The 10,987-nt window shown below is 68.9% G+C and carries 10 protein-coding genes, 1 tRNA gene and 2 pseudogenes; 7 read left to right on the top strand and 6 right to left on the bottom strand.

The genetic code is table 11. The features are described from left to right. Positions 1–246, bottom strand: a pseudogene (locus NX1_RS14160) (hypothetical protein); the annotation flags it as partial. 99 nt (positions 247–345) lie between these two features. Between NX1_RS14160 and NX1_RS14155 the strand changes: the two are divergent. Continuing rightward, positions 346–1,095, top strand: a complete 750-nt coding sequence (locus NX1_RS14155) for a lysophospholipid acyltransferase family protein (RefSeq protein ID WP_068058452.1) — start codon at positions 346–348, stop codon at positions 1,093–1,095. A 69-nt stretch (positions 1,096–1,164) separates the two neighbouring features. Here the strand turns inward: NX1_RS14155 and NX1_RS14150 are convergent, their stop codons facing one another. Continuing rightward, a complete protein-coding gene (locus NX1_RS14150; RefSeq protein WP_218024124.1) occupies positions 1,165–1,962 on the bottom strand; it encodes an AraC family transcriptional regulator in 798 nt (265 codons plus the stop codon). Between the two features lie 86 nt (positions 1,963–2,048). On the opposite strand from NX1_RS14150, the gene NX1_RS14145 reads away from it, so the two are divergent. Further along, on the top strand, positions 2,049–2,918 hold the full coding sequence (locus tag NX1_RS14145) for an SDR family oxidoreductase (protein WP_068058449.1): 870 nt from the start codon (positions 2,049–2,051) through the stop codon (positions 2,916–2,918). Positions 2,919–2,945: 27 nt separating this feature from the next. Here NX1_RS14145 and NX1_RS14140 read toward each other — a convergent pair whose 3' ends face one another. Continuing rightward, on the bottom strand, positions 2,946–3,413 hold the full coding sequence (locus NX1_RS14140) for a GNAT family N-acetyltransferase (RefSeq protein WP_281216433.1): 468 nt from the start codon (positions 3,411–3,413) through the stop codon (positions 2,946–2,948). 75 nt (positions 3,414–3,488) lie between these two features. On the opposite strand from NX1_RS14140, the gene NX1_RS14135 reads away from it, so the two are divergent. The 4 genes from NX1_RS14135 to NX1_RS14120 all read left to right on the top strand — a co-directional run bounded on the left by NX1_RS14135 (position 3,489) and on the right by NX1_RS14120 (position 7,045). Then, positions 3,489–3,561 (top strand) — tRNA-Gly (locus tag NX1_RS14135). Between the two features lie 273 nt (positions 3,562–3,834). Then, a complete protein-coding gene (locus tag NX1_RS14130) occupies positions 3,835–4,998 on the top strand; it encodes a PP2C family protein-serine/threonine phosphatase (protein WP_068058519.1) in 1,164 nt (387 codons plus the stop codon). Next, positions 4,995–6,605, top strand: a complete 1,611-nt coding sequence (locus NX1_RS14125) for a sensor histidine kinase (protein WP_068058445.1) — start codon at positions 4,995–4,997, stop codon at positions 6,603–6,605. Before NX1_RS14130 ends, NX1_RS14125 begins: the two co-directional genes overlap by 4 nt. After that, on the top strand, positions 6,602–7,045 hold the full coding sequence (locus NX1_RS14120; protein WP_068058437.1) for a response regulator: 444 nt from the start codon (positions 6,602–6,604) through the stop codon (positions 7,043–7,045). Before NX1_RS14125 ends, NX1_RS14120 begins: the two co-directional genes overlap by 4 nt. A gap of 73 nt (positions 7,046–7,118) precedes the next feature. Here NX1_RS14120 and NX1_RS14115 read toward each other — a convergent pair whose 3' ends face one another. After that, complete coding sequence (locus NX1_RS14115) at positions 7,119–7,493, bottom strand: STAS domain-containing protein (protein WP_068058435.1); 375 nt, start codon at positions 7,491–7,493, stop codon at positions 7,119–7,121. Positions 7,494–7,787: 294 nt separating this feature from the next. Between NX1_RS14115 and NX1_RS14110 the strand changes: the two genes are divergently transcribed. Continuing rightward, positions 7,788–8,201 carry an ATP-binding protein gene (locus tag NX1_RS14110; RefSeq protein WP_084501418.1) on the top strand — a complete coding sequence of 138 codons (414 nt, stop codon included), beginning with the start codon at positions 7,788–7,790 and terminating at the stop codon, positions 8,199–8,201. A gap of 2 nt (positions 8,202–8,203) precedes the next feature. Here NX1_RS14110 and NX1_RS14105 read toward each other — a convergent pair whose 3' ends face one another. Next, entirely contained in the window at positions 8,204–9,643 is a 1,440-nt protein-coding gene (locus tag NX1_RS14105; protein ID WP_068058431.1) for a lipase maturation factor family protein, read from the bottom strand. 173 nt (positions 9,644–9,816) lie between these two features. Then, positions 9,817–10,729: pseudogene (locus NX1_RS38385) on the bottom strand (elongation factor Tu); the annotation flags it as partial. Between the last annotated feature and the right edge of the window lie 258 nt (positions 10,730–10,987).

Below are 10,987 nucleotides of genomic sequence, written 5' to 3'. Positions count from 1 at the left end.
GGCGGGAATGGCGGCGGCCGGAGTCGTCGTCGCCTTGGCGGGCGCGGGGTCGTCGCCCGGGATGCCCGAGACCGAGTCGCAACCGGCCAGCAGGAGCGCGCCGCCGAACGCCATGCCGATCACCGTCGCGCGGTACCCGCGCCGGGCCTGGCCGGGCGGCGCCGTGGAACCTTTGCTCGATGCTGCCGGGTCGCCTGCGTTGCTGATGGTCCGGTCGCTACACGGCAGCGGTCGGGCGCGTTCCACTTCGACGATCCTCTTTCTGAGCCGATCGGGGCGGATCCCGATCCGGTGGGCGTTTCGCCACTGCCGGATGGGAAAGTCTGCGACTACGCTAGCGGAATTGTGGAACCCGTCTACCGGACGATCATCGGGCTGGCCCGGACCGTCTTCTTCGTGCAAGGTCTGAAGTTCACCGTCAAGGGCGATGAACACATCCCCGCGACCGGTGGCGCCGTCATCGCGGTCAATCACACCGGCTACATGGACTTCACGTACGCCGGACTGCCGGTGCGCACGCCCAAGCGCTACGTGCGGTTCATGGCGAAGAAGGAGGTCTTCGACAACGGCATCTCGGGCCCGATCATGCGGGCGCTCAAGCACATTCCGGTGGACCGTGCGGCGGGCACCGACTCGTACAAGGCCGCGGTGGACTACCTGCGGCGCGGCGAGCTGGTCGGCGTGTACCCGGAGGCCACCATCAGCCGCAGCTTCGAGATCAAAGAGTTCAAGTCCGGAGCAGCTCGGATGGCCATCGAGGCGGGCGTGCCGATCATCCCGATCGTCATCTGGGGCGCGCAGCGGGTATGGACCAAGGGCTTCCCGAAGCGGTTGGGCCGCACCAACACTCCGATCTCCATCCTGGTCGGCGAGCCGATTAAGCCCTACGAACCCGCTGCCGACCTCACCGCCGAGCTACACGCCACCATGCAGCGGATGCTGCTCGAGGTGCAGGCCGATTACACGCACGAGCCCGGCGCGTACTGGGTGCCGGCCCGCCTCGGCGGCAGCGCCCCGACCCTCGAACAGGCCAACGCCATGGACGCCGCCGAAGCGGCCGAGAAGGCGGCCCGCCGCGAGAGTCGCACGGACTGATAATCGACAGACCATCGGGCACTCTGCCCGATGGTCGTCGCTGTGCCCGACGGCTTTTGCGCGCAGCCGTCAGGCCGTCACCCGGCACGGCGTGGCGGCCGGGAGGTGGCCGCGGAAGAACTTGCCCGGCGGCACGCCCATGAGGGTGCGGAAGTCGGCGGTCAGGTGCGATTGGTCGTAGTAACCGTTGTCCGCCGCGATGCGCGACCACGGGGTGCTTCCCGCGTGGGCGATGACCTGCCGTACCCGACCGATGCGGGCGAAATGCTTGGGCGACAACCCGATTCCGGCGCTGAACAGGTTGCGCAACTGGCGCTCGCTGACCGCGAGGTCGGCGGCCAGCGCGGGGATCGGTCGCCCGGCCGGCTCGGCGAGTGCCACGGCGGCCTTGGCCAGCAGGTCGCGGTGCGCGCGTTGCGTCGCGTCTTCGGAAAGACGCTGCGGTAGTTCGTCTTCCAGGAAGGCGAGGATGTCGTCGTTGGGCAGCCCGGCGAGCGCCTGCGCGAGTTCGGAGGCGGGACCGGGCAGGTCGGCGAGCCGGACCGCTCGATCGGTGAGTTCGCTCGCGGCGACGCCGAGCATGGCGTGGGTCGCGCCGGGAGCCAGCCGCAGCCGGACGCAGCTCGCGGGCTCTTTCGCCGCCGAATAGGTCGCCTTGGTGCGCGGGCCGAGCACCAGCGCCTCGCGCCGTCCGGCTTCCTCGGTGCGCAGCACGATGGTGGTCGCGGTGTGCGGGATGTGCGCGAACGGTTCGGACAGGTCACGCACCAACGGAATCCGGCCGAGCTCGGTCAGCCACGGTCGCAGCGATTCCGGTGTGTGCTCGGTGGACTCGAGGCGCTCTGCGGTTCGGACAGACGTTTGCACCGCATCGACTCTAGGCATTTTCGCGCCCGGCGGTTGTGCCGAAACTTCCTATGAAGCGATGGCCAGGGCACGGCACCGTCGTAGTCATGATTCTGATCACCGGTGCCACGGGCACCATCGGCAGTGAGATCGTCCGGCAGCTGGCCGCGCGGGAAACGCCGGTCCGCGCGGTGACGCGCGACCCGGCACGGGCGCAGGCTCCGGAGGGCGTCGAGGTGGTGCGCGGCGACTACGGCGACGCCGACTCGATGGCGGCGGCGATGACGGCCATCGAGGCCGTGTTCCTGGTCGGCGTACTCGGACCCGAGGACGCCGGCACCGACCGCGCCCTCGTCGCCACGGCCGTCGCGGCCGGTGTGCGGCGAATCGTGAAGCTCTCGGCCATCGGCACCGGGGAACCGGAACTCGGCCGCGTCGGCACCTGGCACCTGCCCGGCGAGCAGGCCGTTCGGGAGAGCGGACTCGAATGGACTGTGTTGCGCCCGAGCAGTTTCGCGTCCAACACCCTGAGCTGGGCCGACCCGATCCGCGCCGGTCAGCCCGTCCCCAACCTCACCGGGGAAGGGGCACAGGGCGTCATCGACCCGCGCGATGTCGCCGCCGTCGCCGTCGAGGCTCTGCTATCCGCCGCCCACGCGGGCCGCACCTACACCCTCACCGGCCCCGAACTGCTCACCTCCGCCGACCAGGCCGCCGCGCTCGCGACGGTCCTCGGCCACCCGATCGAGGTCGCCGACATTCCCGAGGAACTGGCGCGGCAGCACATGCTGTCCGCAGGCATGTCGGCCGAGTACATCGACGGCGCACTCGCCGGTCAGGCCTATGTGCGCGCGGGCCGCAACGCCGTCCGCACCGACGACGTGCACACCGTCCTCAACCGCCCGCCCCGCACCTACGCGGACTGGGCCACGGACCACGCCGACGCGTTCCGTGCGGTGCCGGACCCCGTTCGGTAAAGAATTTCGCCGTCGAAACAGGACTGGTCAGTCGAGCGTTCGCCGGTAGGTGACGGACTCGCGGACGTCGAACCCGGCCCGGCGATACAGCCGGTTGGCGGCTTCGCGCTCGGGGCGGGAGGTCAGGTCCACCGTGCGGGCGCCGGCTCGGCGAGCCAGTGCGACGGCGGCCTCGGTCAGCTCGAACGCCACGCCGCGGCCACGGGCCGCCTCGTCGATCACCACGTCCTCGATCCTGGCGCGCACGCCGGTCGGGATGGCGTAGGTCACCAGCGTGAGCATGCCGACCAGGGCGCCGTCCAGGTAGGCGACCAGCAGCCGTGCGGCCTGCGATTCGATCAGCTCGGCCAGCTCGTCGATGCTCAGCGTCCTCGGCTTGCTGGAGAGCTGCCGATTCAACGCGGAAACCGTTTCCGCCAGTTGCTCCGTCGCCTTCTCGGCGACCTCGATCACCACCTCACCCATGCCGCCCAACCTATGTGAGTCGCGGCCGATTTTGTATCACCGGCACCCGCCGACTAAAGTTGCCCATCGCACGGCAACGCGCCCTCGGGACGCCACGCGGTGCATGCGGATGTAGCGCAGCTGGTAGCGCATCACCTTGCCAAGGTGAGGGTCGCGGGTTCGAATCCCGTCATCCGCTCTTCGATTCCCTCGCGTCTTCGCTTTCTCAGCGCTGTCACACGCAATTCCCCACCGTTCCCGCTCGCAGCCGCCCCGCTCTGCCGCGGCCGCTTCCGCGCCCGAGATCGGATACGATCACTGCTGCCTCTCGGTCCAGCAACCGGCCGCTGAGTATGTCGGCGTGCCCTGGGCGGGTATCGCCATTTCGTTGTGATCGGAGGCCGTGGTGTCTTTGCGCACCCACGATGCTGATACCACTGTCGATGCGGGTCTGCTCGGCCGGGAATCGATGATGTTGCTGGTCGAGGACGACCCTGGCGACGCATTGCTGGTCGAAGAACTCGTCGCCGACGTCGCGCAGGGGCTGCGCCTGGAGTGGGTGCGGACGCTGGCCGAGGCGGGCGAGCGGCTGCGCGTCACGGTTCCGGACTGCGTGCTGCTGGATCTGCACCTGCCCGATGCCCAAGGTCTGGAAGCGCTGACAAGAATCCGCGCGTACAACGATCAGGTCGCCGTCGTGGTGATGACCGGCCTCGATCAAGAGCGCACCGGGCTGGACGCCGTCGCCTCCGGCGCCCAGGACTATCTGGTGAAGGGCCGGGTCGAACCCGAATTGTTCGTGCGCGCGGTGCGTTACGCGATCCAGCGCAAGCAGGCCGAGCGCACCAGCGCCGCGCTCCAGGCCAGCCAGATGCGGGCTCAGGAGAACGCCCGATTGGAGCGCGGCCTGTTGCCGACGCCCCTGCTCGGCACGGACCGAACCGTCGACGTGGTCGCGCGGTATCGCCCTGGTCGCGCGCATTCGCTGCTCGGCGGCGACTTCTACGACGTGGTCCAGGACGAGGACGGCATGGTGCACGCCGTGATCGGCGATGTGTCCGGGCACGGACCCGACGCGGCGGCCACCGGTGTCGCGTTGCGGTTGGCTTGGCGCACCTTGGTTCTCAGCGGCGTCACCGGGCAGCGGCAGTTGCGTCTGCTGGAACGGGTGCTTTTCGCCGAGCGCACCGATCGGCAGACCTTCGCGACCGCGACCAGCCTGACGCTCGACCCGCGGACGCGTCGCGTGCACGTGTGGCGGGCGGGCCATCCCGGGATGCTGCGGCAGCGCGGTGAGGAGTTGCACTGGCTCGATGTGCCGGGCGGACCCGCGCTCGGTTTCCTGCCCGGACGCGCGGAATGGATCTGTCACGAGGTCGACCTGCCGGACGGCGCGGGCCTGATGCTATTCACCGACGGCCTTTTCGAGGGTCGGGTCGGAACCGGCGGTCGGCGGCTCGGCGAAGAAGGTCTGCTGGAACTGGCGCGGGTCGCGCCCGCCGAGCGGACCGAGACGTTCGTCGACGAGTTGATCCGGCGGGTCGAGGAATTGGCCGCCCCCGCGGGAGGTTTGGACGACGACCTGGCGATCTTGTATCTGCGCTGGCGAGCGGACGAGAGGGGAGCACGCCGATGACGAGGAACACTGTCGGCAAACTGACCGCGCAGGGCTGGTTCCAGCTCGTGATGGCGGTGATGATCCTGCTGGCGATCCTCGGCGCGATCGCGGGCGCGCAGGTCATCGGGCACACCAATCGGGTGACCGACCGGCTGGTGAACCGGACGCTGCCCGCGGCCGCCGAGGCGTACCGCCTGGAAAACGCGCTGGTGAACCAGGAGACCGGTCTGCGCGGCTACGCCATCGCCGCCGACCCGCAGTTCCTCGAGCCCTACGTCGAAGGCAAACAGGAGCAGCAACGCGCGGCGACCCGGCTGCGTGAGCTGCTCGCCGACCGGCCCGAGCTGATCGCCGATGTCGAGGCGGTCGAGCGGGCCGCGGCGCGCTGGCGCGACGACTACGCCGACCCGCTCGCCGCGACTGTGACCACAGGTACCACCCGTCCGGTCGAGACCGCGGCGGCGATACGGGGCAAGACTGTCTTCGACGAGGTGCGCGCCGCCACCGCCGCGCAGAACGAGAATCTGGCCGCGGCTGTCGCGCGGGACGACGACGAGCTCGCGCGCGCCCGCAGCCTGCGCAACGCGGTGCTGATCGGCATGATCGCCGCCTTCCTGCTGATCGGCGTCGTGGTGACCGTGCTGGTCCGGCGGCTGGTCGCGCGCCCGCTCGGCTACCTCACCGAGTCGTCGAGGCGGGTGGCGGACGGCGAATTCGATCACCACATCGACGCGCACGGTCCCGCCGATCTCGCCCTGGTCGCCGAGGCCGTCGAGGACATGCGGCGCCGGATCGTCGCCGAGCTCGGCGCGTCACGGGCCAAGGAGGCACTGCTCCAGCAGCAGAAGGCGGAGCTCGACCTGCACGCGGAGGAGCTGCGCCGTTCGAATGCCGAACTGGAACAGTTCGCCTACGTCGCCTCGCACGACCTGCAGGAGCCGCTGCGCAAGGTGGCCTCGTTCTGCCAGCTGCTGGAGAAGCGCTACGGCTCGGAACTCGACGAGCGCGGCAAGCAGTACATCGACTTCGCGGTGGACGGAGCCAAGCGCATGCAGGTGCTGATCAACGACCTGCTGACGTTCTCTCGCGTCGGCCGGACGAGCGAAGGCATCGAGCCGACCCGGCTCGACCAGTCGTTGACCAAGGCGCTGACCAACCTGTCGGCGGCGATCGAGGACACCGGCGCCACCGTGGAACTGCCGGACGAACTGCCCGAGATCCTCGGCGATCCGACCCTGTTGACGATGGTGTGGCAGAACCTCGTCGCCAACGCCATCAAGTTCCGCAGGCCCGATGTCGCGCCGGTCGTGCGCGTCGAGTGCGAGCGCGTCGCGAATCAGTCCGGGGATTGGCAGTTCTCGGTGACCGACAACGGCATCGGCATCGCGCCGGAATTCGCCGAGAAGGTGTTCGTCATCTTCCAGCGGTTACACGGTCGTGACGAATACAGCGGTACCGGAATCGGTTTGGCGATCTGCAAGAAGATCGTCGAATACCACGGCGGCAGGATCTGGATCGATACCGATCATCGCGACGGCGCCCGCTTCTGCTTCACTCTCCAGGCCGTCGATCCCGCAGTGCACAGCACGGATTCCCACACCGAACCTGAAGGAGCAAGAGTATGACCGTTCCCGGCCAGCCGATCGATATCCTGCTCGTCGAGGACGATCCCGGCGACGAATTGATGACGCGTGAGGCGTTCGAGGACAACAAGATCGGCAACACGCTGCACGTCGCGCACGACGGGCAGGAGGCGCTCGACTTCCTGTACCGGCAGGGCGAGTACGCGGACGCGCCGCGCCCCGATCTGATCCTGCTCGACCTGAACCTGCCGAAGTACGACGGCAGGCAGGTGCTGGAGAAGATCAAGGCCGATCCGGAGCTGACCCACATTCCGGTCGTGGTGCTGACCACGTCAGCCGCCGAAGAGGACATCCTGCGCAGTTACAAGCTGCACGCCAACGCGTACGTGACCAAGCCGGTGGATCTCGACCAGTTCGTGGCCGCGATCAAGCAGATCGACGAGTTCTTCGTGCAGGTGGTCCGTTTGCCGCGGCAGAGCTAGGCGTACCTCCGCCTCTCGCTCCGGCCATGCGGGCGTTCGACGGACTTCGTCCGGCAGCGCCTGCCGGGCGCGGTCAGCTCGCGGCGCTGCTCTCGTCCGCGGCGAGCGCGGCGTGGAGCGAGGGAAACACCAAAAGCAGCTCGTCCAGCGCGGTCAGTTCGATCGGGCGGCGCACCGCGTCGGAGGCGACGACGCGCAGCCGTCGCGACTGCGCGTCCGAGGCGACGAGCAGCACGCTGAGCCCCGCCGAACCGAGGAAGCCGACCTCGAGCATGTCGACAACCAGCGCCCTTCCGCCGCGCTGCGCTTGCTCGAGCGCTTCCTCCAGGGCGGCTTGCAGCTGTGGCGCGGACGCCATGTCGACCTCGCCGTGCACGGTAACGACATCGACGCCGTCGTGCTCGCGCACCCGTACGTCGAGAACCTTGGACGCGCTCTCGCCGCTCACCGCCGACCTCCCAGCTCGCAATTCGGCACTTTCCACCTCGGTAGCATCGAGCCCCGTCACGCAGGGCGGCGAGGCTGTGGGCGATCCCTTTCGTCAACGTACCCGATCGGAACATTCGTAATCGCGGGCGGCGAAACGAAGGGCCCGGCAACACCATCGATGGCCCGGCCGCGCCGAATTCCGCTTGCGCGGTGATCGAATGGGTATTGCTGTGGGCGAGTAGGCAATCGACATCGACGTCGCACGGACGTCGTCGACCGTCGGGAGACCCCGCAGGGAGGCATCGAGGTGACAATGTCGCGCTCGCTTCGGATCCGAACGCCGCCGAGACCTTTGGAGCTGGACTTTCCGGCAACCGCCGATCGATTGGCCGAGGTCAGGCACGCCGTTCAGCAGTGGCTGGAGCAGTGCGGCATCGGCTCCGACCGTAGCTACGATGTGTTGCTCGCGATCGGGGAGGCGTGCGCCAACGCGGTCGAGCACGGGCATCGCGGCGACGGCGGCATCGTGCGCGTGCACGCTTCCTACTCGGATGGCGACCTGCGCATCACGGTCGCCGATCGCGGCTGCTGGAAGCCCCCCGATCCAGGGACGGCGTCCGTGCGGGGGCGAGGTCTTGCGATCATTCGCGCGGTGATTCCCGAGGTGAGCATCACCACCGGAGACAGCGGCACCACCGTGGCGATGCGAATCCCGCCCGCCACCTGAGGTCAGGCGAAGCCGCGGGCCTGGTGCAGGGAGAGCGGCGGGAGGTAGTCGTCGACGAGTTCGCGGCGCCAGCAGGTGCGATCGCGGCGGAGTTCGCGCGGGGAGGTGTAGTGGTACTCGTAGAGGCGGGCGCGGATGTAGCGGGGCGGACTGTCGGGAAACGGGCAGCGGCGCAGCAGGCGCAGGGTGGCCGGGTCGTTCTGGAGCAGACGGACGACGAAAGGCAGCAGCCAGGACGCCGCGTAGCGCGGTGAGATGGCGGCGAACCACATCAGCCAGTCCAGTCGCAGGTGATAGGGCGCGAACTGCCGCGGCCAGTGGCGCGGGTCACCGGGTTTGCCCTTGAATTCGTATTCACGCCAGACGGTCTCGTCGGAGATGCGGGCGTCCGCGGTGCCTTCGATCACCACCTCGTTGCGTATCCGGTCGATGCTGCCGAAGGCGCCGTAGGTGTTGACCAGGTGGTACGGGTTGAACGAGGTGTTCATGCGCTGGTTTCTGGAGCACATGTTGCGCACCGGCCAGTAGCTCATGCCGACCGTCGCCACGGTCAGGACCAGTACCGCGCCCACGAACCAGAGCGGTGGCTCCGGCAGCGTCCGCGCCGCGGGGATGGGCAGCGGGCCGAACACCCAACCGTCCAGCGCCGTGACCGCGAGCAGGATCGTCAGCCAGTTCAGCCAGGCGAAGTTGCCGGAGAGCACCAGCCACAGCTGGGTCACGATGATCAGCGCGGCGGCGATGCTCGCCACCGGTTGCGGCGTGAACAACCCGAACGGCACCACCAGCTGGGCGACGTGATTGGCCGCCACCTCCACCCGGTGCAGCGGCCGCGGCAGGTGATGGAAGAACCAGCTGAGCGGTCCCGGCATCGGCTGGGTCTCGTGGTGGTAGTAGAGGCAGGTCAGATCGCGCCAGCATGGGTCGCCGCGCATCTTGATCAGCCCGGCGCCGAACTCCACCCGGAACAGCAGCCAGCGGGCCAGCAGCAGCACGAGCAGCGGCGGAGCCACGGTGTCGTTGCCGAGGAAGATCGCGAGAAAACCGGTCTCGAGCAGCAGCGATTCCCAGCCGAAGGAGTACCACACCTGGCCGACGTTGACGATCGAGAGGTACAGCCCCCACAGCACCGCCCACAGCGCCATGGCCGCCCACAGCGGCACCAGATCCGCGACCCCCGCGACCAGCGCGGCCGCCAGCGCCACCCCCGCCCACGCGACACCCGCGAAGAACCGGTCCGAATAGTGCAGGTGGAACAAGCTCGGCGTCCGTCGCGGCGAAACCCGCCGCAGGAACCGCGGCGCGGGCAGCATGCCGTGCTCACCGATCAGCGCGCGGAATTGCAGAGCAGCCCCGAGGAAGCCGAGCAGGTACACCACGGCCAACCCACGCTGGAACACCAGCCTGGCCTGCCAGTATTCGGGCGCCGTGAACCACTCCATGCCCGCAACTCCTCGGACCGTGGAAGCCCATCGTCCTTCCTGCGTACCCGCCTGACCAGCGCGAAAACACCCGCCGCCGACGCCAGTCTTCGCAGCCCGTCTTGACGCCTCGCAGGCGGTACAGCCTCTGCGAAGCGTCGACGTCATATGCGAGGTCTGTGCGCCGGTGCGGTGAAACGGGTGCGCACCGCGATGCTGCCCGGCGCGGCGACCACCTGGCCGCGGCGGACCTGACCGCGCTGCACGCCGCGCAGCAGCAGCGCGACATTGTCGCCCGCCTCGGCGAACTCCATGGTCTTGCCGAATGTTTCGACGCCGGTGACCACGGTCGTGAGTACCTCGCCGCCGAGACCGAGCAGCTCGACCCGGTCACCGAGCCGGACCCGGCCGCGCTCGATCGCCCCGGTGACGACCGTTCCGCGCCCGGTGATGGTGAGGACGTTCTCCACCGGAAGCAGGAACGGCGCGTCGGTGTAGCGCACCGGTATCGGCACGTGCGCGTCGATCGCGTCGAGCAGCTCGAGCAGCGCCGCCGTCCAGCGCTCGTCGCCCGCGAGCGCGCGCAGCCCGGAGACCCGCACGATCGGCGCGGTGTCGCCCGGATAGCTCTGGGCCGTGAGCAGTTCGCGGATCTCCAGCTCGATCAGCTCGAGCAGTTCCGGGTCGCCCGCGTCGGCCTTGTTGAGCGCCACCACGATGTGCTCGACGCCGACCTGCCTGGCCAGCAGCACGTGCTCGGCCGTCTGCGGCATCACGCCGTCCTGTGCGGAGACCACCAGGATCGCGCCGTCCAGCTGGGACGCGCCGGTGATCATGTTCTTCACGAAGTCGGCGTGCCCCGGCATGTCGACGTGCGCGTAATGCCTTGTGGCCGTCTCGTATTCGACGTGCGCGATGTTGATCGTGATGCCGCGCATGGCCTCTTCGGGGGCGGTCGATTCGGTCGAACGGCACGAAAGCGCCGCCGCCCCGCTCGGCGAGCACCTTGGTGATCGCGGCGGTCAGCGTGGTCTTGCCGTGGTCGACGTGCCCCATGGTGCCGATGTTCAGGTGCGGCTTGGTGCGGACGTAGCTGTGCTTCGACATGTGTTGTTCCTCGGTTTCCGGGCGAGCGCCCGAATGTCATTGGGGACCTCTCCGACGGGGGCACCTTCCCCGTCGGAGGTCCCGGGACATCCCGGGGAAGGTCAGCGTCGGGCGCCGTCGAACAGCGCGGCCACTGCCGCCGCTGCCATGGCAGCCGCCATCGCGCCCGCGACCGCGGGCTCCAGGACGATGGCGAGCCGGAACATGACAAGCACGGTACGGCGGCGACGGTGCTGCCGCGAGCGATTTTTCGCGGCG

It is taken from the genome of Nocardia xishanensis NBRC 101358, assembly GCF_001613365.1.
Taxonomy (GTDB): domain Bacteria; phylum Actinomycetota; class Actinomycetes; order Mycobacteriales; family Mycobacteriaceae; genus Nocardia; species Nocardia xishanensis.
The sequence above is the reverse complement of the archived record's forward strand: the minus strand, read 5'-3'. Positions and strand labels throughout refer to the sequence as shown.

What these genes read in the sequence shown, in the direction of transcription:
- NX1_RS14130 (WP_068058519.1), top strand. Translation starts at nt 3,835, where the DNA reads ATGTTGCTGGTCGAGGACGACCCTGGCGACGCATTGCTGGTCGAAGAA.
- NX1_RS14125 (WP_068058445.1), top strand. Translation starts at nt 4,995, where the DNA reads ATGACGAGGAACACTGTCGGCAAACTGACCGCGCAGGGCTGGTTCCAG.
- NX1_RS14105 (WP_068058431.1), bottom strand. Translation starts at nt 9,643, where the DNA reads ATGGAGTGGTTCACGGCGCCCGAATACTGGCAGGCCAGGCTGGTGTTC.
- NX1_RS14145 (WP_068058449.1), top strand. Translation starts at nt 2,049, where the DNA reads ATGATTCTGATCACCGGTGCCACGGGCACCATCGGCAGTGAGATCGTC.
- NX1_RS14120 (WP_068058437.1), top strand. Translation starts at nt 6,602, where the DNA reads ATGACCGTTCCCGGCCAGCCGATCGATATCCTGCTCGTCGAGGACGAT.
- NX1_RS14110 (WP_084501418.1), top strand. Translation starts at nt 7,788, where the DNA reads ATGTCGCGCTCGCTTCGGATCCGAACGCCGCCGAGACCTTTGGAGCTG.